At 57.8% G+C, this 22,059-nt stretch carries 17 protein-coding genes and 1 pseudogene; 13 read left to right on the top strand and 5 right to left on the bottom strand.

From position 1 onward, the window contains the following. Positions 1 to 13: 13 nt before the first annotated feature. Positions 14 to 1,936 (top strand): hypothetical protein, encoded by a 1,923-nt coding sequence (locus HWX74_RS14955; RefSeq protein WP_176014300.1) that lies wholly within the window; start codon positions 14 to 16, stop codon positions 1,934 to 1,936. Positions 1,937 to 1,994: 58 nt separating this feature from the next. Here the strand turns inward: HWX74_RS14955 and HWX74_RS14950 are convergent, their stop codons facing one another. Next, complete coding sequence (locus HWX74_RS14950; protein WP_176014299.1) at positions 1,995 to 2,906, bottom strand: DMT family transporter; 912 nt, start codon at positions 2,904 to 2,906, stop codon at positions 1,995 to 1,997. Positions 2,907 to 3,199: 293 nt separating this feature from the next. Then, a complete protein-coding gene (locus HWX74_RS14945) occupies positions 3,200 to 5,740 on the bottom strand; it encodes a glycoside hydrolase family 3 C-terminal domain-containing protein (protein WP_176014298.1) in 2,541 nt (846 codons plus the stop codon). 191 nt (positions 5,741 to 5,931) lie between these two features. On the opposite strand from HWX74_RS14945, the gene HWX74_RS14940 reads away from it, so the two are divergent. The 12 genes from HWX74_RS14940 to HWX74_RS14885 all read left to right on the top strand — a co-directional run bounded on the left by HWX74_RS14940 (position 5,932) and on the right by HWX74_RS14885 (position 19,737). After that, positions 5,932 to 6,987, top strand: coding sequence for a lysylphosphatidylglycerol synthase transmembrane domain-containing protein (locus HWX74_RS14940; RefSeq protein WP_176014297.1), 1,056 nt, complete (start codon positions 5,932 to 5,934; stop codon positions 6,985 to 6,987). 30 nt (positions 6,988 to 7,017) lie between these two features. After that, positions 7,018 to 8,466, top strand: coding sequence for a methylenetetrahydrofolate reductase C-terminal domain-containing protein (locus HWX74_RS14935; protein ID WP_176014296.1), 1,449 nt, complete (start codon positions 7,018 to 7,020; stop codon positions 8,464 to 8,466). A 31-nt stretch (positions 8,467 to 8,497) separates the two neighbouring features. Beyond that, a complete protein-coding gene (locus HWX74_RS14930) occupies positions 8,498 to 10,450 on the top strand; it encodes an aconitate hydratase (RefSeq protein ID WP_176014295.1) in 1,953 nt (650 codons plus the stop codon). Next, positions 10,447 to 11,148, top strand: a complete 702-nt coding sequence (gene ung, locus HWX74_RS14925; protein WP_176014609.1) for a uracil-DNA glycosylase — start codon at positions 10,447 to 10,449, stop codon at positions 11,146 to 11,148. Before HWX74_RS14930 ends, ung begins: the two co-directional genes overlap by 4 nt. Further along, complete coding sequence (locus HWX74_RS14920) at positions 11,145 to 11,690, top strand: hypothetical protein (protein WP_176014294.1); 546 nt, start codon at positions 11,145 to 11,147, stop codon at positions 11,688 to 11,690. Before ung ends, HWX74_RS14920 begins: the two co-directional genes overlap by 4 nt. Further along, complete coding sequence (locus tag HWX74_RS14915) at positions 11,690 to 12,259, top strand: flavin reductase family protein (RefSeq protein ID WP_176014293.1); 570 nt, start codon at positions 11,690 to 11,692, stop codon at positions 12,257 to 12,259. The genes HWX74_RS14920 and HWX74_RS14915 overlap by 1 nt, the downstream gene beginning before the upstream one ends. Before the next feature lie 2 nt (positions 12,260 to 12,261). Beyond that, the gene (locus HWX74_RS14910) at positions 12,262 to 12,594 is read left to right on the top strand and encodes a hypothetical protein (RefSeq protein ID WP_176014292.1); all 333 of its coding nucleotides are present in this window, start codon (positions 12,262 to 12,264) and stop codon (positions 12,592 to 12,594) included. Positions 12,595 to 12,651: 57 nt separating this feature from the next. Then, the gene (gene hrpB, locus HWX74_RS14905) at positions 12,652 to 15,135 is read left to right on the top strand and encodes an ATP-dependent helicase HrpB (RefSeq protein WP_176014291.1); all 2,484 of its coding nucleotides are present in this window, start codon (positions 12,652 to 12,654) and stop codon (positions 15,133 to 15,135) included. Then, positions 15,132 to 17,705 carry a glycoside hydrolase domain-containing protein gene (locus HWX74_RS14900; protein ID WP_176014290.1) on the top strand — a complete coding sequence of 858 codons (2,574 nt, stop codon included), beginning with the start codon at positions 15,132 to 15,134 and terminating at the stop codon, positions 17,703 to 17,705. The genes hrpB and HWX74_RS14900 overlap by 4 nt, the downstream gene beginning before the upstream one ends. Further along, positions 17,702 to 18,472, top strand: a complete 771-nt coding sequence (locus HWX74_RS14895) for a hypothetical protein (protein WP_176014289.1) — start codon at positions 17,702 to 17,704, stop codon at positions 18,470 to 18,472. The genes HWX74_RS14900 and HWX74_RS14895 overlap by 4 nt, the downstream gene beginning before the upstream one ends. Positions 18,473 to 18,549: 77 nt before the next feature. After that, positions 18,550 to 18,783, top strand: coding sequence for a transposase domain-containing protein (locus HWX74_RS14890; RefSeq protein ID WP_176014288.1), 234 nt, complete (start codon positions 18,550 to 18,552; stop codon positions 18,781 to 18,783). 3 nt (positions 18,784 to 18,786) lie between these two features. Beyond that, a complete protein-coding gene (locus tag HWX74_RS14885; protein WP_176014287.1) occupies positions 18,787 to 19,737 on the top strand; it encodes an IS4 family transposase in 951 nt (316 codons plus the stop codon). 148 nt (positions 19,738 to 19,885) lie between these two features. On the opposite strand, the gene HWX74_RS14880 is transcribed toward HWX74_RS14885, so the two are convergent. The 3 genes and pseudogenes from HWX74_RS14880 to HWX74_RS14870 all read right to left on the bottom strand — a co-directional run bounded on the left by HWX74_RS14880 (position 19,886) and on the right by HWX74_RS14870 (position 22,002). After that, positions 19,886 to 20,251, bottom strand: a complete 366-nt coding sequence (locus HWX74_RS14880; RefSeq protein WP_254872326.1) for a hypothetical protein — start codon at positions 20,249 to 20,251, stop codon at positions 19,886 to 19,888. A gap of 26 nt (positions 20,252 to 20,277) precedes the next feature. Beyond that, on the bottom strand, positions 20,278 to 21,201 hold the full coding sequence (locus tag HWX74_RS14875; protein WP_176014285.1) for a hypothetical protein: 924 nt from the start codon (positions 21,199 to 21,201) through the stop codon (positions 20,278 to 20,280). After that, a pseudogene (locus HWX74_RS14870) lies at positions 21,194 to 22,002 on the bottom strand (hypothetical protein). Before HWX74_RS14870 ends, HWX74_RS14875 begins: the two are co-directional and overlap by 8 nt. Positions 22,003 to 22,059 lie beyond the last annotated feature (57 nt).

The raw sequence follows: 22,059 nt of genomic DNA, 5'->3' as shown, positions 1-22,059 counted from the left end.
AGGATAGTTCAAATTGAAAACGACGACATCTCCCACCCTTTACCAGTGCGGCACTCTGCGCTATACGCTCGGCGGCCTGGCGCTGGCCTTCATCTGGTTTCTCCTGGGCGCTTTCTGCTACAGCTTGACCGTGGCAATCGTGCCGGCGCTGGTGCCGTTGAAGCTGAAAGCGCTGCACGCCGCCGACTGGCAGATCAGTACGATCATGACCGCCATCGGCGGCATCTTCAACATGACCATCTGCCCGATGGTCAGCTTCAAAAGCGACCGCTACCGCAGCAAATGGGGACGGCGCATTCCGTTCATTTTAAAAACGCTGCCTTTTTTCTGCCTGGCGCTGGCGCTCTTCGCCTTCGGCGACGAAATTTCGGCATTCGTGCAGAAGAACGTCGGACTGCTGGCCGGCATCGCGCCGACGACGATCACCATCGGCGTCATCCTGGTCATCATGGCGCTCTATCAATTCTTCTTCATGTTCGTCGGTTCGGTCCTCTGGTATATCCCCAACGACATCACCCCGCCGCAATTCCTGGCCCGCATGAACGGCCTGTTTTCCATCGTCAACACGGCGGCGGCGGCCATCTTCAATTATTTCATCTTCCGCCACGCCGAAACCCATTACCGGGAGATCATGCTCGGCGGCGCCGTCGTCTACGCGATCGGCGTCGGCATCATGTGTTTCATGCTGAAGGAAGGAGAATATCCGCCGCTGAGCGAAGAGGACAAACGGCAGAGCAACGGCATCGCCGGAGTCATCACTTTCCTCAAAGAGAGTTTTTCCCACAAATTTTACTGGCTGCGTTTCGGAATCACCGCGATGACGGCCATCAGCGGGCTCATCTACGTTTTCGGCATTTTTCTCTCGCAGGAAATGGGCATGAGCCTGACGGACATCGGCAATTTCAACTTCGTCAACGGCATCGCCTCGCTGATCATCGCCGCAATCCTCACCTATTTCGCGGCTATTTTCATCGACAGTTGGCATCCGGTGCGCATCACGCTGTACGGCGCATTCTTCGTCTCCTGCAGCATGCTGGTCGGCTGCAAATATCTGTTCCTCACGTTTCCGGTCGGCGTCTATTTTTACAGTACGCTGGCGGTCGGAATGATCGGGGCCCTGCTCGGCGCGATGCTCGGCACCGCGTTATGCCCGGCCGAAATGCTGATGTTCCCCAAATCCCGTTACGGTCAATTCTGTTCGGCCCAGGCGCTGCTGCGCTCCGCCAGCACGACGATCTTCGGCGTCATCGCCGGTCTCTTTCTCGACGGCGTCAAATATTTCTTCCCGGAAACGCCGAACTACGCTTACCGGTTCGGCTTCCTCTGGGAATTCGGCTGGACGATACCGATCCTGATCATGTCCTACTACATGTACCGCGAGTGGCAGGCGCTCGGCGGCGCGCGCGGTTTCAAGGCCCCGGCCCCCTGGTCGCCGGGAAAATTTGAATCGATGCCGATTGCCAAAACCATCGGTCCCCGGCTGAAATGCCTGCAAATCACCTTCTGGCTGTTCGACTTGAATCTGCTGCTCTCGCTGGCCGGCGCCGGCTTCATGGCCTATTGGGCCTACCGCAACGGCGCCGGCGCCGACGGCCGCTATCTGCTCTGGGCGGCCGTCCCAGCGGCGACAGTCACCTACCTGATCTGGCAATGGGTCCGCCGCGGCATCATGGCCGACATTCGCGCCAGCCGGGCGGGCCGCCCGCTGCGCAACGGCATCCCGCATCACGGCATCCTGCTGATCGTGGCAATCAAACATCTGCTGCTGTTCGGCATCTGTCTTTATCAGGCCTGGGCCGCCGTTTTCTACCAGATGGACAAAGGAGCCACCATCGTCTGGCTGAATGAAATTCTGATTAACCTGACATTGATCGGCGCCATCTATGTCATCTGCCGGATGGAACGCGGCTATTCGACGGAACTGGAACCGGAATAGACCGCCCTAAAAAACATCCGCCGGTGTCCGCTTCCGGGCACCGGCGTTTGTTCTCCTGTCACTTGTCGACAGCCACCAGCACCAAGCCGGAAACGATCAGCAGCAGTCCGACCAGTTTCGGCGGATCGCGCCGTTCGGCAAACAGGATGATGCCGAGCACCGCTCCGACCGGAATGCTCAATTGCCGGAATGCGGCGACATAGCTGACATTCGGCACCAGGCTCATCGCCGTCAGAATCAGCGAATAGTCGAAACTGGTCATCAAACCGGCGCAAAACGGCGTTTTCCACGAATGTCTGAGAATTTCCCGCAATTTTTCCCGTTCCGGACGGCAGCACAGCACATACGGCGTCAGAAAAAGAAAGATGAACAGCATCGTCAGCGCCAGGTACAGCGGACCGGTAATGTATTGCGAAGCGACCAGCCCGCTGTCATTCAGGCGTTTCATCGCTTCATTGTCGATGACGGTATAGCCGACGGTGCAGAAAGCGGCAATCACGACGAACAGCAGTCCGATGTTGACGTAATCCTTCAAATGCAGCAACTGGCGGAATCGCGGCAGCGGCAGAAAAATGCAGCCGACGAAAATCAATATCATACCGAGGCAGGCCGGATAGCCGAGTTCTTCGCCGAGATGCAGCGAACGGATCACCAACGGGATGATCAATACCGGCAGCGAGCGGGTGATCGGGTAGGCGATGCTGATTTCCGACAAGCGATAGGCATTGCCGAGGCAGGCATAATAAACCGCCTGGATGAATCCGGTCGCCGCCAGCGCCAGCCAGATAAACGCCGGCAAATTGACGATGGCATTCCAGCCCAGGAAATAAAACGGCGACAATACGGCAATCGAGCAGACCGCCACGATGACGAAGAAAGCCGCCGACGGATTTTTGGATTTACAGAGCAAATTCCAGCCGGAATGGGTAAAAGCGGTGACGCAGATCAGGAGAATGGCGATGAGACTCATAGCATTTTTTCTTTCAATCGTTTTCCTTTTGCCCTATCACAGTAACCGGAAAATTCAGGAATACAAGCAAATCTATTTTGTCGAACTTTTCAGACAATTTCATAAAATATGCAGTAATATTGCCTGTTTTTTGTCAAAAAACGCCGATAAAAACGTTCTTCTCCGCCAGTTCCATCCGCCTCCGCACCGTTTGAACCGCCGTTTGTCGGAAAAAAATAACAAGAAAAAAACCGCTTGGGCCCAATGCGCAAGCGGTTTGAACTCGTCAGGCGTTCACGCCATGACAACCCCAATTATTTCAATTCGATGCTCCGGGTAAAAGCGATATCTTCCGAAGAGGTGCCGACGTAAAGCTTGAAAATCCCCGGCTCGATCATCCATTGCCGCGCATCCGGCGACCAGAAGGCGAAATCGCGCCAGTTCAAACTCAACTCGACCACGCTGGATTCACCGGCATCGAGCAGCACCTTGCCGAACCCTTTCAACTCCTTCAACGGTCGCGGCACGCTGCACGCTTCATCCCCGACATAGAGCTGCACCACTTCCGTCCCGCAGCGTTTGCCGACGTTGGTCACCCGAACCGCCAGTTTCACCTGCGGCGACGACGCCTCCGCCGATACCAGCTCGAAATTCTCCCAGTCCAGCTTGAATTTGGCATAGGACAAACCGAAGCCGAACGGAAAACGCACCGCCGCCGGCGCCCGGTCGAAATGCCGGTAACCGACAAAGATTCCCTCATCATAATCGACATGCGGATCGTCGCCTTCGCGGACGCCCGGATAGTTGCCGTTGGCGTGGCAGGGGTAATCGCTCAACCGCCGCGCCCAACTGACACAGAGCTTGCCGCCCGGGAAATTGTCGCCGAACAAGACATCGGCAATCGCGTTGCCGCCCTCCATGCCGGCATACCAGGTTTCCAGCAACGCCGACACCTGGTCGATCCACGGTTCGACGTTGACAACCGAACCGTTGGTCAGCACCACCACCGTATTCGGATTGACCGCGGCGATCCGCTGAATCAACTCCGATTGCGGGCCGATCAGCTCCAGATCCGGAATGTCGGCATCCAGCACATTGCCGAACCCCATCGCTTCCTTGTCATACAGATGGCTGGTGCCACCGCAAAAGATGACCACATCGGCCTGTTCCGCCAGCGCCACCGCTTCGGCCGCCATCCTTTCCTGATCGCCGGGAGCGCTCCACAACAGTTTGAACTCCGGATTCGGCAATTCGGCCACCAGCTCAATGTCGAGCGCATACCGCCGGCCGGCAACGGCCTCGAAACGGTATTCGCCATGCACCAACTGGGCATTGTGGCTGGAATCGATGACCTCCTTGCCGTCGATTTTCAACCGGACGCGGGAGTGCAGCACACTGACCTGCAGTCTGGCCGGCCCGCCGGACGCCGGCGTCAGGAAGCCATGCCACCGGGCGGTAAAATCCTTGCTCGGCAAATCGGGATGGCGCGCCACCGCCACCTGCAGATGTTCCGACCAGAAGTGATTCATATTTTCATCGATCAGGGTCAGGAAGGGGTTCGCTTCACAAACCCGGCCGTCTTCGCCATTGTGAAAATACTCCACCTGCAGACCGCGCCGGCCGTCCGGCGTCCGCAGCAAATCCGTCGGAATGACCGCCGCATTGGCAAACACGCAGCCCGGCGCAGGGAGCCCTTCGACTTTGCCTTCACAATAGTTCCGGAGGCCGGCCAGCGGCGTGATTTCGTAAGCCGGATGCCCCGCGCCGGCCCCGCCGCAATTCTGCAGGGGGCCCATGCTGTGCTGATAATCGGCATTCGGCCCGATCACCGCAATCTTCCGGTATTGATTGACATTCAGCGGCAACAAATTTTCGCAATTTTTCAACAGCACCATGCCCTGCGGCGCCAGATTGCGGGCAATCCGATGGTGGCGCGGCGTATCGACTTCCCCTTTCGAACGCTCCTCCGGCGGGTCCAGCAGCTTGACCCGCATCATCAGCCGGATCACCCGGCGCACCTTCTCGTCAATCAGCGATTCCGGAATTTCGCCGGCCTGTACCAGCTTGAGCAGCGGCTCGCCGAAGATCGAGTCGAGCCCCTGCCCCATCTCCAGATCCAGTCCGCCGAGCGCACAACTTCTGGCATCATGGGCGCCGCCCCAATCGGAAACCATCACGCCGTCAAACCCCCATTCGTCTTTGACGATCTCCTGCTGAGTCTGGCGGTTCGCCGAGGCATAGACGCCGTTGATCCGGTTGTAGCTGGACATCATCATCCACGGCGACGACTCTTTGGTAACGATCTCGAACGCCGTCAGATAAAGTTCCCGCATCGTCCGTTCATCGACGTTCGAACTGCCGACGGTACGGCAAATTTCCTGGTTGTTCAACGCCAGGTGCTTCGGCGTCGCCGCCGTCCCGGCGTCCTGGCAGCCTTCAATATATCCCGCCGCGATCTTGCCGGCCAGCACCGGGTCCTCGCCGTAATATTCGAAGTTGCGGCCGTTCAGCGGCGTCCGGAAAATATTGAATCCGGGCCCCAGACTGACATAATTGCCGACGCCGCGCGATTCCCGGCCGATGACGGCGCCGAATTCATAAGCGGCCTGCGGATCCCAACTGCAGGCCAGCGAAATGCCGCACGGCAACGCCGTCGTATGCCGGCCGTCCTCCAGCCGGACGCCCTGCGGACCGTCCGCCATCTCCATCCGGCCGATCTGCAGACGGTCGATGCCGCCGATCTCCATATAGCTGCAGCCGTGGCACAGGCTGATTTTTTCTTCCAGAGTCAGGCGGCCGAGCAAATCTTCCACTCTGCTTTCCATGTCCAGATCGCTGTTCAAATAAGGATACATCGTCCTCTCCTTGGCAAAGGGTTATTTCGTTTTTGTTCCAAGATATCACCGGGCCGGCGGAAATTCAAACCGGATGGCCGTGCAAATCCCAGCTTTGACCAATAATATGATCGAATAGTCAATTATTCACTTTGTCAACCGGTCGAAACGATGCTAAATTACCGGGATTACAACCAGGAAAACAAACGGGAATGAAAATGAGCGATTGCGTGGAACAACCTGCCCGGACGGCCGGCGGCGCTTTGAAAAAAAATCTGCTGTTCGCCGCCAAAATCCTGCTGGCGGCCGGCATCATCTGGTGGCTGATCGCCGCCAACCGGGAAAAATTCCTGGAGAATCTGCAACTGTTCAATTATTACTGGCTGATTCCGGCCGGTCTGGCCTACGCTTCCCACATGGTCGTCAGCGCCTGGCGCTGGTATGAGCTGGCCAAAGTCATCCGCGTCCGGCTCTCCTTCCCGGAAGCGTTGTCGTTGACGATGCAGGCCTATTTCTATTCGCTGGTCATTCCCGGCGGCGCCATCGGCGGCGACGTCGCCCGGGTCGCCGCCCTGACGCTGCGGTCGCCGAAAGGCGCCAAGGCGGAAGGAGCCTTCACCGTGCTGATGGACCGGATCATCGGCATGGTGGCGCTGTTCGTGCTGGCGATCGTCATCTGCCTGGCCACCCTGCCGATGCTGATGCGGGTCAATCTGCCGATTCCCGATTATACGACGACCGACGGGGTCCGCATTCTGCTGATCGTCGGCTTACTGGCGCTCTGCCTGGCCGGATTGGCGGCCATGCTGGTGCTGTTCTTTCACCGGCCGTTGAGCCGGATCCGGCCGGTCGGCCACTTGATGCAGTGGGGCGATGCCCATACCGACGGCATGGTCAGCCGGATGACCGCCGCGCTCGACCTGTACCGCCGGCGCTGGAAGCTGCTGATGGGGTTGACGGTGGTCAGCATTTTCTTCATTCATATCATGACGGTGGTGGCTGTCGGTTTCATCATCTGCGGACTGGGCCTGTTCCATTTCGACTATCTGGCCGTTTTGTCGGCCGTCACCATCGGCAATATCGCCGGTCTGATTCCGTTGACGATGTCCGGCATCGGTTTGCGCGACGTGACGATCTGCGAACTGCTGAACGCCGGCGGGGTCGAACAGGGCGTCGTCATCCCGGTCATGTACACGTTTCTGATTCTGATTTTCAATATTTTCGGCGGGTTGTTCTTCATTTTCGACCCGGGAGCGCGAACCAGGTAAACCAGGCAATTTTCAAGTTTTCCGAGGACGATGAACGACGCATTACAACTGGAAATGAATTTCGGCACTTCGGCCAACCGCTGGCGCGAGTGTCTGAACAACGGTATTTTTTCGCTGTTGATCGAACACAGCGCGCCGGGCCGTGACACCGATCCCGGCGCCGCCTCCGAACGGCTGGCGGCGCTGGAATATGCCGTCCTGAGCCGGACGGAGCTGCCGTGTTCGCTGGCGATCACCGACCGTTACAGTTTCACCGACTGCTGGCGGACGGCGGAATACGCCGCGGCGCTGGCGCCGGAAATGCGCGACCGCCACGTCCTTTATCTGAGCGGGCGCGGGACGACGCCGCAGGAGATGCGGGAACTGCTGAGCCTCTGCGCTTCGGCCGGCGTCTTCAATGTCGTGCCGGTGACCGGCGACCGCTTTCCCGATGAGGATGAGCGCGCCACCCGGCAGCGCTGTTTCACCGAAGACGTCCATGTCCTGAAGCAATTGCAGGAGACCGAGCACTCGCCCTTCTTCCCGGGCTGCGTGGTCAACCCGTTCAAATACAAGCCGTACGACATGTTCATGCAGTATTTCAAACTGATCAAAAAACTGAACTGCGGCGCCAATTTCATCATGGTGCAGGCCGGCTGGGACATGGCCAAACTGCAAGCGCTCCGCTGGTATTTGAGCTATCGGAACCTGGAATACCCGACTATTGCCCGGCTGATCCTGCTGACGCCGGAACGGATGGATAAAATTCTCAACGGCGCCTGGCCCGGCATCCATATTTCCAACGACCTGCAAAACAGTCTGCGGAAAGAATTGAGCTATTCCGCCAAGCAATTCGAAGCGGCGCAATGGCAGCGTCTCGCGTTGCAGGCAGCCGGCTGCCGGCTGCTCGGCTACAGCGGTATTCAACTGGCCGGCGTCGATACGCCGGACAAAGTCAAAATCGCCGTCCGCCGCGTCAGCGAAGCGCTGCGCGAATACAGTTCCTTCGAACACTGGATCACCGAGTACCAGTCCTATATGGCGCGGGCGGAAATGGCGCCTTTCACGAACAGTTTTTACCTGTTCGACCAATTGCTGACCCGCCCGTACCTGGACAATACGCCGCGGCTGCTCAACTTCAGCCGCCCGGAACTTTCCGGCCGGGAGCGGTTGGGCTATCATCTGCGCCGCTTTCTGTTTCCCAGCGCCGACCGCCAACCGGCCGGCGACCGGCGGTTGCTGAAAAAATTGTTCGCCGGCTGTTCCGGCTGCCGACGCTGCCGGCTGCCGCAGACGTTTTTCGTCTGCCCGGAGCGTTGTCCCAAACGGTTGTCGAACGGTCCGTGCGGCGGCTCGACCCCGCGCGGCATGTGCGAGCTCAACCCGCACCAGGAGTGCATCTTCAGCCGGGTGATGGCGTACGCCGAGTGGCAGCAGGCGCTCAACGTATTGGAAGAACAATATATCGAAATGCCGTTTCAGGAAAAAACGCAATCTTAACAATAATTTGGAAGCAAAGGATTTCATCAATATGGCCAAAGGTACCGTCGTACAGAAAATCATCGACCGCAATTATGTCTCCGGCGACAAGTGCATTGGTCGGCCGGTCGCCATCCGCATCAACCAGACCTTGACCCAGGACGCCACCGGCACGATGGCTTATCTCGAACTGGAGGCGATGAACGTCCCGCAAGTGAAAACCGAACTGTCCGTCTCCTACGTCGACCACAATATGCTGCAGAACGGGCCGGAAAATCGCAACGATCATTTGTATCTGCAATCGGTGGCCGCCGCCAAAGGAGTTTATTTCTCCGCTCCCGGCAACGGCATCTGTCATCAACTGCACCTGGAACGCTTCGGCATTCCGGGCAAAACCCTGCTCGGTTCCGACTCGCATACGCCGACCGGCGGCGGCATCGGCATGCTGGCGATCGGCGCCGGCGGCCTCGATGTCGCGCTGGCGATGGCCGGCAGACCGTTCCATATTCCCTACCCGAAAGTGATCGGCGTCAAACTGACCGGGACGCTGTCGCCGTGGTGCGCCGCCAAAGACATCATCCTGAAACTGCTGTCGATCCTGACCACCAAAGGCAATGTCGGCAGCATCGTCGAATATTTCGGTCCCGGCGTCGCCACTTTATCGGTGCCGCAACGCGCCACCGTCACCAACATGGGGGCGGAGCTGGGCGTCACCACATCGGTTTTCCCGTCCGACGAACGGACCCGCGAATTTCTGGCGGCCCAGGAGCGGGCGACGGATTTCGTCGAACTGTCGGCCGACCGCGACGCCGAATACGACCAAGTCATTGAGATCGCACTGGATGAACTCGTGCCGCTGGCCGCCTGCCCGTCCAGCCCGGACCACATCAAAACCGTCAAGGAGCTGAATCATCTGCCGGTCGGCCAGGTGATCATCGGCTCCTGCACCAACAGCTCCTACCGCGACCTGGCGCTGGTCGCCGCCGTGCTGAAGGGCCGCCGGATTCATCCGAACGTCACTTTCGCCATCGCGCCGGGCAGCCGCCAGGTGCTGGAAATGCTCGCCCGCAACGGCATGCTGGCCGACATCATCGCCTCCGGCGCCCGCATTCTGGAGAGCGGCTGCGGACCGTGCATCGGCCAGGGCCAGAGTCCGGCCAACGACACCGTCAGCGTCCGAACGTTCAACCGCAATTTCGCCGGCCGGACCGGCACCAAAGGCGACCAGGCTTACCTGGTCAGCCCGGAAACGGCGGTTGCCGCCGCTCTGACCGGCAACCTGACCGATCCGCGCGAACTGGGCATCGACTGTCCGGTGATCGAAGAGATCAGCCATTTCCTGATCAACGACAATATGATCACGCCGTCGGGCCGGAATCCGGCGGCGGAGATCGTTCGCAAGCCGACCATCGGCGAACCGCCATTGAATACGCCGCTGCCGGACGCAATCGACGGCGAAGTGGTGATCAAAGTCGGCGACAAGATTACCACCGACCACATCATGCCGGCCGGAGTACATTTGAAGTTGCGCAGCAACATCCCGGCCTACTCCAAAGTCGTCTTCGAATGTTTCAACACCGAAGGCCAGCCGACCTTTGCCGAACGGGCGGCGGCGGTTCGCGACCGCCATCACCACGGCATCATCGTCGGACGCGACAGCTACGGTCAGGGTTCCAGCCGCGAACACGCGGCGATTTGTCCGATGTACCTCGGCATCAAAGCGGTGATCGCACTGGCGATCGAACGGATTCACCGCGCTAATCTGGTCAATTTCGGCATCCTGCCGCTGACCTTTGCCGAAGCGGCGGATTATGACAAAATCGAGGCCGGCGACGCGGTGAAAATCGAAAATATCCGTGAGCAATTGCAGAATTCCGCGGTGCCGATCGTCGCCAGAGTCGTCAAGCCGGCCGGCGAAACGCTGGAAATCGAGTTGAACCGTCAACTGGCCGACGAGGATGTCCGGATCATTCTGGCCGGCGGCATGCTCAATTGCGCGAAATGACTTCCGCAGGGTTATTTGACCGGCTGCCGCCGGGCTGGCGGAGCGGTTTGAACGCGCTGGTGCCGACGGAAGTGCTGCAGTCGCTGGCGGCGTTCGTTCAGGAGGAGCGCCGCCAGCATACGGTCTTTCCGCCGGAAGAGTGTTGTTTTGCCGCCTTCGAACCGCTGCAGCCGGACGCGGTCAAGGCGGTCATTCTGGGCCAGGATCCTTACCATGACGATTTTCAGGCACACGGCCTGGCCTTTTCCGTTCCGGACGGCGTTAAAATTCCGCCCTCGTTGCGCAATATTTACAAAGAACTGGCCGATGACCTCGGCTGCCCGGCACCGCAATCCGGCAGTTTGACCGGCTGGGCCAGCCAGGGCGTGCTGCTGTTGAACACCGTGTTGACGGTTCGCGCCCACCAGGCCAATTCCCATCAAAAGCACGGCTGGGAGACTGTAACCGATGCGGCAATCCGGCTGGTCAGCGCCGAAAGTCCGGGAGCGGTATTTCTGCTGTGGGGAACGCCGGCCCAGAAAAAACGTCCGCTGATCGATGAAAACAAGCATCTGGTACTGGCCGCCGCCCACCCCTCGCCGTTATCGGCCTACCGCGGCTTTTTCGGCAGCCGGCCTTTTTCGCAGGCCAACGCCTGGCTCGCCGCCCACCGCGGCGGCGGCATTGACTGGCAACGCACAACTACAGGAGGGCGATGATGGAATCGAATGTCTACCGTTCGCTGGCCCGGACGATGATCGAAGAGGCGCGTGCCGCCGGTTATCTGAACGGCCCGCTGAGCGTCATCAGAGAGTTGGTCGACAGCGAGGAAAAACTTTTCCGGCTTCTCTTCGAATCGATGGCCAGACAATTGGAACAGGAGCACCGGACGGAATTTTCCGAAGCGGAAGTTTTGTCGCTGTTCACTTATGTTTACGCCAAGGCGGCCGAAGCGGTCGCCAGTCATTGCACCCATACGCCGGTGACCTTCGACGCGTCCGGCATGTTCGACGGCAAGGTGCCGCTGTATGCCGGAGACGGGCTGGTCGGCCATTTCAAATCGCTGAATTTTCCCGGCGACATGACCGATGCGTTCCAGCGCTGGCATGCCGCCGCCGAAGCAAACGGCGAAACAGCCGGAGCCGACCCGCTGTTGCTGTTGTTCGAAGCATTAAAATGGACCTGGCGCATCAGCATCCACCTGGCGGTGGAATTTCTCGAAGCGCACGGCCATAAATTTCAGGAACAGGAGATGAAGTGATGATGAAAGATTTTTTGACGGATATCGCACCGGAAGAGTTCAATTGCCGGATTTTTCAATTGCTCAGCAAACGCTGGATGCTGCTGGCGGCCGGCGACCTGGCCGCCGGCAAATTCAACGCGATGACGGTCGGCTGGGGCATGATGGGAACGATGTGGAATCTGCCGGTGGTGACGGCGGCGGTGCGGCCGCAGCGCCATACGCTGGAATTCATGAACGAATACGAAACCTTTACGCTGAGCGCGTTTCCGGAATCCTGCCGGGCGATTCTCGCTTTCTGCGGCAGTCACTCCGGTCGGGACGAAGATAAATTCGCCGCCTGCAATCTGACCCTGGCGGCGGCCTCCCGGGTGGCGGCGCCGGCCTTTGCGGAAGCCGAATTGGTCATCGAATGCCGGAAGATCTATATCGATAAGCTGCTGGGCAAAAATTTCCTGGAGAAATCCATCCTCAAGGATTGTTATCCTCAACGGGATTTTCATCATTTGTTCATCGGTTCCGTCGTCCACATTTCCGGTACGGAAGCCTATCGCCATAACAGGGAAAACGACGAAAAGGCCGGAGCGTGAAGATGAAGATCGATCTGGCCGCCATCCGTCCCGTCCTGGAAGACATGCTGCTGCAAAATATGGAAGGCACAATGACCGGCGGTCAAATCGCTGTCGACCGCGAAGGCAAGCTAGTTTCCTCCTCCGGCAGCCGCCGGTCGGGCTGGTCGCACGTCTTTCTCGAAGTCGTCTGCGATGAGGAAACCTTCGATTTGCTGCTCAATCCGCAATTGCGCTTCAAGCAGACCATCGACCTGATGGGTGCAGATATTCCGGACACCGTTGCGGAAACGCTCGATTACCTGTGGGAAACCATCACGGCGGCGGCAGAAGAGTACGAAACGTGTTTCCAGTAGAACAATCCGGCCGATTTTGAGGTCAAAGACTGTTGTTAACCCCAATCAGGATTGTCGATGATTCCTTTTCCGGCAGAATTGAACCGCAACCAGTATCCGGCGCTGGCCGTCCTTGACGACCTGCGCCGGCATTTGCAGTCGGAACATCGCTGCGTGCTGAGCGCGCCGCCCGGAGCCGGCAAAACGACGGTTCTGCCGCTGGCTTTGCTGAACGAACCCTGGAGACATGGCAAAATTCTCATCCTGGAACCGCGCCGCCTGGCGGCGCTGGCCGCGGCCGGACGCATGGCCGCTCTGCTTGGCGAACCGGTCGGCAGACATATCGGTTACCGGATGCGCCTGGCCACCAAGAGCAGCCGGGAAACGCTGATCGAAGTTGTTACCGACGGGATCCTGGTCCGTATGCTCCAGGAAGATCCGGAGTTGAAAGGCGTTTCCGCGGTCGTTTTCGACGAATTTCATGAGCGCAGTCTGCAAAATGACCTGGCGCTCGCCTTGACGCTGGACGCCGCCGAATTGCGCGAAGATTTGCGCCTGCTGGTCATGTCGGCCACGCTGGATGCCGAAAAGACCGGCGCTTTTCTGGCGGCGCCGCTGGTGCAGTCCGCCGGCCGGCAATTTCCGGTGCGGACCATTTACCGGGCGGTCGCTCAGGAACGCCCGCTGGAAGAGTTGGTCGCCGACGTCGTTCTTCATGCGCTGCGGACCGAAACGGGCAGCCTGTTAATTTTCCTGCCCGGCGAAAGCTGGATCCGGCGTTGCGTCGAAACGCTGCGCCGCCATCTGACCGATCCGGCCATCCGGCTCTACCCGCTCTACGGCCGCCTGACGCCGGAAGAACAGCAACTGGCGATCGCCCCCTGCCGGGAACCGGAACGCAAAATCGTCCTAGCCACGTCGATTGCCGAAAGCAGTCTGACCATCGACGGCATCCGGATAGTCATCGACAGCGGCCTGGGACGGGTTGCCTGTTTCGATCCGAACTCCGCCATCGGCCACCTGAAAACCGTCCGGATTTCCCGGGCCTCCGCCGACCAGCGCCGCGGCCGGGCCGGACGATTGACCGAAGGCGTTTGTTTCCGGCTGTGGACGACGGAAGTTCAAGAACAACTGATCCCGTTCCAGCCGCCCGAAATTCTCAGTGCCGATCTGGCGCCGCTGGCGTTGGAGCTGGCTGGTTGGGGCGTCAAAAACCCGGCCGAATTGCGTTGGCTGGATCCGCCGCCACCCGGCAATTACCGTCAGGCGGTCGCGCTGTTGCAGCAATTGGAGGCGCTGGACCGGACCGGCAATTTAACCGGGGCCGGACGCTGGATGCTCCAGAGCGGCCTGCATCCGCGCCTGGCCAACATGCTGCTACAGTCCGGAGCCCTGCAGGCGGAAGGCACCGCCCTGCAGTTAGCCGCCTGGCTGACCGAGGGCGATTTGCGCCGTCTCAGCCAGCCGGATGTCGAAGCGCTGCTGCTGCAGACCGACCGCCGGGTCGCCGAACTGGCCGACCGCCTGGCTGGCCGGCTGCATTTGGACCGTCGGCAGCAGCGGCCGGAACTGGCTGGCGTTCTGTTGAGTTTCGCCTACCCGGATCGGATTGCCGGCCGGCGCGACAATGGATTTCTGCTGGCCAACGGCCGGGCCGCCGTTTTTCCGTCGGCCTGTACGCTGGAACGCTGCCGCTTTCTGGTCGTCGCCGACCTGGACGGCAGCGGGCCGACCGCCCGGATCCGCCTGGCAGCCGAGCTGAGTCCGGAAGCGCTGGAGCGCTATCACGGGCACCGTCTGCAGCGCCGCGGCGGTGTCGAATACGATCTGGCGGCCGGCCGCTGTTTCGTTTTCGAGCGTCTGCAGCTCGGCCAATTGATCATCTCTGAAAAGAGTGTGCCGGATCTGCCGCCGGAATTGCGCCGGCAAGCCCAACTGGAATATTTGAAACGGAGCGGTCTTGACTGTCTCAACTGGACGTCCGCCCTGCGCCAGTGGCGGAGCCGGGTTCAATTTCTGCATGACAACCTGCCGGAACAAGCCTGGCCGGACTTGTCCGACGAAGCATTGCTGCGCCAATTGCCGACGTTTCTCGAACCGTTCCTGCCGTCCCATCTGAAAAAAAATTTCGTTGCCGAAATCGATTGGGCCGGTGCATTGCACAGCCGGCTCGATTACCGGCAACGCCAGTTGCTCGAGCAACTGGCGCCGGAAAAAATCCGGGTGCCGTCCGGCGCCGAGCACCGCATTGATTATTCCGGACCGCGGCCGGTGCTGGCGGTCAAGCTGCAGGAGTTGTTCGGCCTGGGGGAAACCCCGACCATTTTGAACGGTAACGTAAAATTACTGCTGCATCTCTGTTCTCCGGCCGGCCGGCCGGTTCAAATCACCGAGGATCTGAAAAGTTTCTGGGACAACTCCTACGATTACGTCAAAGCCGAACTGAAGGGGCGTTATCCCAAGCATCCCTGGCCGGACAATCCCTGGCAGGCGACGCCGAGCGCCAAAACCAAGCGGGCCCTGTCTTGTGCCGCCAACCGTTATCGAGGTGACTCTGAATGAAAATCCTGTCAACCATTCTCGCCCTGGCGCTGCTCAGCGCAGCAAATTACGTCTTTTCCGCAGTCGGAACGGAAGTGGTCAAAATTACGCCGGCAGCGGCACTGACCATCCCGGTAACGGAGCTGTCGAGCAATCTGCTGCCGGACGATGCAGCCTTCGCCGAAGCGCCCGTCCAGTCGTTCGGGCCGCCGGAAGCCGGAACCACTGTCCGCTTTCTGGCCAATGACCGGACGCTTTTCCTTTCACTCGATCTGACAACGCCGGAACCGTTACCGGCAGCGGTGAAACCGACGCCATTCAGAACGGAGCGCGACGCGTCTTTCGCCGGGGAAGAGCATGTCGGCCTTCTCTTCGATCCGGGTTTGAAACTGCGCAACTACTTTTTCATCAACGCCACGCCGGCCAATGAGATCGCCGACGGCAAGATGTGGAGCTACCGCTGGAACAGCACGACCCGCAGCTCCGTCGTCAAGACCGCCAACGGCTGGCAACTGAAACTGGCGATTCCGCTCAATTATTTTGAAGCCGCCGGGTTCGGCGAAGCGCTGTTCGGCTTCAACTGTGCCAGGACCGTGAAGTTTCCCGACGGAACCGCGCAAACATTTTATCTGAACGGCAGCACCAGCACCTGGCAACTGCCGGCACTTTTTACGCCGGCGGTGGTTTCTCCTCATCCAAACGCGCTGGCCGTGACGGTAGAACGCCAGCCGCCGGCGCTGTCGATTTCCTGTCCGGCCGGAGATCAGCTCAAAGTGACGATCACCAACGCCAGCCGTTCCACCACCGAAACTTTTTCGCTGTCCGGCACCAAAATCATCGTCCCGCTGTCCCCGGAACAGTTCACTTCGGACAACCGCATTCTGCTGCGGCTCTACCGGAACAATCAATTATACAGCGCCGGTATTTTCAGGGCCATCGATTATGTCGAACCGGCCGCCGGCATTCCCGGAGCCGCCAGATTGCTGGCCCGGCCCAACTGCACGGTCTGGACGGCACCGTCGGCCAGCAAGGTTGCCGCCGATGCCGAAGTGCCGGAGGCCTTTCAGCCGGCCGCCAGATTCTCCGCCGCTGGCAACGAATATGAAGCGGTCCAACTGATCATCCGGTCCGAACAGGCGCAGGATTATCAAGTGACGGTGGCCGATTTCTCCACCGAGGACGGCAAAATTCTGACGGCGGAACATTTTCAATGTTTTCAACTGGAGCGCGTCAATGTGGCCATCGCCTCCGACCAATTCGGCTATCCGGGCCGATGGGCCGACCCGCTGGTTCCGCTGGCCGGCCAATTTCATGCCGAACCGAACGTCAATAATCTATTTTATCTGCGGGTCAAAGTTCCGGCCGGCACCCCCAGCGGTTTTTACCGCGGACTGGTCATGCTGAAAACCGCCAATCCGGCGGACATGCTGTCCATCCCGGTCGGGTTGCAGGTGTTCGATTTCGACCTGCCGGAAACGACGACGATGCGCAGTTCCTACGCGCTCACCGGCGAACTGTTCGACTTCATGGGGCTGCAATCCGCGGCAGAACGTCAAGCCGCCTTCGACCGGACGCTGGCTTTGCTCAAGGAATACCGCATCGCGCCCGACAATGTTTTTCAATTTACTCCCGCGTTGCAGGAGGACGGTGCCTTGAACCGGGCGGGACTCGAGACTGCCGGACAAAAATATCTGGATGAAGATCATTTCAACTCCTTCAATCCGGCCGGCTGGATGCCCACCGGACACTATCCGGAATTCCGGGCCTTTCTGGCCGATCACCACTGGCTGGAGCAATGCTATTTCTTCGCGTCGCCGGCCGATTCCAATGTCGAACCGCCGCCGGATGACGGCATTAAAATTTTGAAGCCGTTGCCGCGCGATCCCCTGCAGCGCATGGCGGAAAGCGCCGACGCCTGGCTGCTCCGGCTGCACGGCCTCGATCCGGCAACCATCGGACAACTGGGCAGGAATCACGAGCTATGGTGGCAGGTCAGCAGCCGCCAGCGTTATCCCTATCCGGGCAACAATATCGACAGCCCGGCCGTCCTGCCGCGGCTGCGTTTCTGGCTGGCGGAAAGTTACGGCATCGACGGTTCATGGTACTGGGCCATCGATGCGCTGGGCCGGCTGCCGGACGGCAACCTGCGCAATCCCTGGGAAGACGCCATGACTTATACCGCGGAGGGGCGTCCGCGCAGCAACGGCGACGGCTTGCTGATCTATCCGCCGAACCGCCAGGCCGCAACGGCGCCGGTGACCGAAGCGCCGTTGCCGTCGTTACGGCTGGAAATGATCCGCGACGGTCTGGAAGATCGCGAATATTTCCAACTGCTGCGCCAGGAGACCGGGCGAATCTCGGCCCTGCTCCCGCAATTGAGTGATGATGAACGGCAATTCGGCGAAGAACTGCTGAAGGAATTGTCCTTATGGCAACGCTGTTACGAACAACTGGTCACCACGCCAACCCAATACAATGCCAACGCTTCGGAACTGTTGAAATTGCGGGCCGCCATGGCCAGACTGCTGAGCGGCAGCCGCCATTTTCCGACTCCGGCCGCCCCTTCCAGTTCGCCACAAGGAGATAAATGATGAAAGTATTATTGCTGCTGACGGCGCTTTTGTCCTGTTTGCCAAGCTTCGGCGAAACGAATTCCCGCCGGGCGGTTTCGCGTTACCAGCTCGGTACCTCGAGCGTTTTTGCTCAGGTGTCAACCTCCAACGCGCCGGAAATCAGTTTCATCGCCGCCCCCGATCAGGAACTGATGAAATTGAATTTCGCTCTGATTCTTTATGAAGAGACCGGCAGCGCGTATCAGCCGACCTTCGGACGCAGCGTCGTCAATCAGTTGGTCCGCACCAGAACGAGTACGGCGACGCCGGACTGGATGGAACTGGAAGTCATCTGCGAATACAATGGCGAAAGCACTGCCGGCATCCGGAATTTTTTGCTGGATTATTCCATTTTCATCAGTAAAAAATGGCCGATCGCGCTGCTGCGCATCAATACGCTCAACAGCACCGACCAGAACGGCGCCCGTTTGGAAGCCTACAACTGGCTGTTCGATCTGCCGGCCGGCGCAAAGCAGATCACCTCGCTGCCGCACGGCATGAAAATCGTCCAGAACCGCTACGACAATTACATCTTTTCCATCGACGGCCGGAGCTTTTTCCGCCAGCGCGGCCAGGACGGTATCGAAGCGACCGTCCTGCCGCCGCAAACATTCTACCTGGAACCCAAGGAACTCTGGGAAGGCTTCGGCCCTTATTTCTGCCTGGTGTTCCAGAGTGAAGCTGCCGCCGATCAGGAAGCGTTGCAGGAGATGGCCGAAAGTTTCGCCGAAAAAGTCGGCCGCTAACCTCAATACTGCTTACTTAAAACTTGACATTTACAAGAACAATGTTATATTATCCATCAAATCCCCCGGAGGACTGTATGGCGCGTACAAAATCTTGTTTGTCGGCTAATTTTCGTGAAAGTGATTTTTTGACCTTAGCCTCTCTGCTTGGAGTTGTTTCTTTCGATGCGCTCACCAATGCGCTGCAAAAATGCGGTCTTGCAACAAAACGCTATCGCAAATTGCCGTTGGAATTGATGGCATATTACGTTATTTGTCTTTCGCTCTACTCGAGCGTGTCTTTGCAGGAAGTTCTTCGATGCCTCCTGTAAGGTATGCAGTGGCTGAAGTTAAAACTTCCCTGCGGAGCCATTGAAGGCCGCGGAGGAATTTCACGCGCAAGAAAACGCTTGGGCAGTAAGTTAATGGAAGTCTTATTTCAAGATGTTTGTCGCCCTCTGGCCTCGTCGGAGTCAACATTTGCTTTTTACAAAAAATGGCGCTTGATGGCGATAGACGGAACAACTTTCGCTCTCCCGGATGAAAAAGCGAACAGTGATTATTTTGGTCTCCCGCCTTGTTCTCGCGGAACCACGGCGTTTCCTCAATTACGTTTGACGGCAATGATTGAAGTCGGCACACACGCCATCACAGCTGCAACACATGGACCTTTCCGGGAAGGCGAGAATACTCAAGCAAAGCGTTTGATTCCTCACTTGGACTCAAGCATGCTGTTGATTGCCGACCGTGGCTTCGGCTGTTATCCATTTTTTGCGGAAGCTATGACATCCGAAGCTGCTTTGCTGTTTCGGATCCGAAATAATATGAAATTTGAATGTGAAAAGATGTTGCCTGACGGCTCATTTTTGAGTACATTTTACAGCGGTTTAGAACATCGGAAAAAGATCAATGGAATTCAGGTGCGGATTATTGAATATACACTCAAAGGTGCGAAAGAGAAATACCGCCTGATCACAAATATACTTGTGCCGGAAGAAGCTCCGGCAATTGAACTCGCACAATTGTACCAGGAACGATGGGAAATTGAAATTGGGTATGACGAGTTAAAAAATCACTTGAAATTGCCGGGGACAAATCTACGAAGCAAAACCCCGGAATTGGTTATTCAGGAACTTTATGGATTTTTCCTTGCACACTATACGGTACGGACATTGATGTACAAGGCGGCACTGAAAAAACACATTGATCCGGATTCGTTATCGTTTAGCGGAACTGTCAGGATTTTGCGGAGAAAGATCACCTCCGCGCGTTTTCCCCCTCAGTAGGAATCTGATTAAAAATATCCGACGCGAAATTATTGAAGAAATCGCCGCTACGCGATGCGTATCCTCACGCGGTGTTACTCGCGAATGAGCGGTGAAGCGAAAGTCAAAGGATGGAGTATAAAAAGTGTTTTTTGTCGATTCCAAGGTGTCAACAATCCATGATTTTAACTAAGTAAGCAGTATTGAGGTTAAGAAGCTCCATTTCAAAATCGAAACCACGCCATTGCCGGTGAATTGACACGAGATCCCAATGCTTCGGCCAGACCGGATCCAGGAGGAGCGCATCATAATCAGGGCGGATTCCAAGCATATAATGTGTCATTGCCCGCATGGCCCATGGCACGGTACCGAAAGTCCAACCTTTGAAGGTTTCTCCTGTCCAGACATTGGCGGGACCGCGGAACATGTTGGTAAATGCATAAGGTTCAAGCCGGCTGACCTCCACTGACAGTGCCGGGTTAAATGGAACTATGGATTCCGGGCTTGCCCAGGCAGCTTCTCCGTCCCGCATCATGCAATCGGCAACTGCCTGAAACGCGGTCACATGGCAATAACAGCTGGCATTTCCCCCCATCTGGAACGCATGCAGGTGATACGCCCATAAACAGGATCGAACTGCATAAATGGCGGATCGCATACCAACAGACCCATCGGAGTGCGGAGACGCTCTGCTACTGCACGATGCACCAGTTTCAACCGTTCCGGATTCATCCGGGCAAAAACCGCCCAGCTTTGCGGTTCACTAAAAATCGATCCGGCAGAGTTGGCGTGCCCTCCGACGTGACCTCCCGCATCGTGAAGGCTTCGTAAATACCAGTTGCCATCCCAGGCCAGCTTTTCGACACGTTTCCGCATAACGGCCGCTTGAGCAGTGAAATCGGCTTCATCCTTGCTTTTGCCGGCATGACGTGCCAGAAGCGCTGCATCATCATACGCAACAATCAGAGCAAGCGCAATCCAGATGCTTTCCCCTTCACCGCCATGTCCGATATTCAGCGAATCATTCCAATCGCCAAAATACAGCTTAGGAAAACCGTGACGCCCCAAGTTCGCTTCAAACCAACGGAACGCCTGCTGCAAATGTTCCCATACCGATGCACTGCCTCCATCAAAGTACGGCACCATTTCATCCAGAAACTCAATATTTCCGGTTTCTTTCACATATTCGGCAACAGCCGGAGCAATCCAAACACCCCCATCGCCGTACTTGTGCGTATCCAGAGGACACCAACCACGCAGAGTACTCCCGTCAGCATATTGATGACGCAGGGTATTGCGGATCGAATCTGCAGCCAATTCCGGCGCATATGCGGCGATTGCCATCGCATCCTGCAGGGTATCGCGAAAACCGATCAGAAAAATCCGGGCGTAATCTTTGAGCAGCATCAGCTGCTGTTTGCCCCAGATATTGAAAAAGCGGCTCCACTCCATATCCGGCAGTTCGAAATCAACCCGTTTAAACATTCTGTTCTGGCTGCATTTTCACGCATAGCCGCTGCAAAATCAGCAGCTTGCACCAGTTTTTGCGCTTCGGCTTCATCAAAGGTGCATTGACAAACTCGGCATGCCACGGCTTCGCAACAGCAATATGAAGTCGGTAATAAGCCACACCGACCATATCCTCGTTCATAGCCCGGGTGCTGTCAGGAGTTCCTCCAGCCACGACAGACTGTGGTGCATCCCAGTTCCGGTACACATCCCCCATGAAACGTCGCTTGCTACATGCCACACCGTCAGGATTCCGGAGTGCAGCGAAAAATGCATCGTTACGGACGTCGGCACGTTCACGATCGTAACTGTTGTCGGCATAAATCAACCCGGCAGACAATGCTTCCGCCACTGCATAGTTTTCGAGACCGCCATAGGGCACCCAGCCTCCAAGCTCAAAACCGACTCCAGCATAGAGTTCGATGTCCCGCGCCTCCGGTGCCAGGTTTACCACTTCCATGTGCCAGACTTCAGCATCATTGCCTCCGACAGTGATCGTCCAACGGCATTCCCAATCACGATAACGGCATTCAAGAACCGAATAGCCAAGCCCGTGACGGCAGCGGTATTCCGCCTTTTCGCGACGGACATCCCCCAGCTAACCGTCCAGAACTCGCCGAAAGCACTATCGCGCAGATAGATAAAACGGCGATTGATCGGCACAGAACGATTCCCGTTATCATCGCGATAAAAACTTGATCCCGCTCCGCATTGATCGATATCAGCAAGCAGATGACGGCTCCAAGCGTAGTTCAGCCATGGACGGGGCGTATCCATCCGGGTGATGACAAATTCACGGCCGTCGGCACTGAAATTACCGTATTTTCTGTACGA

Source organism: Victivallis sp. Marseille-Q1083 (genome assembly GCF_903645315.1).
Lineage (GTDB): Bacteria > Verrucomicrobiota > Lentisphaeria > Victivallales > Victivallaceae > UMGS1518.
Note: the sequence above shows the minus strand (reverse complement) of the source record. Positions and strands in the feature narration are given on the sequence as shown.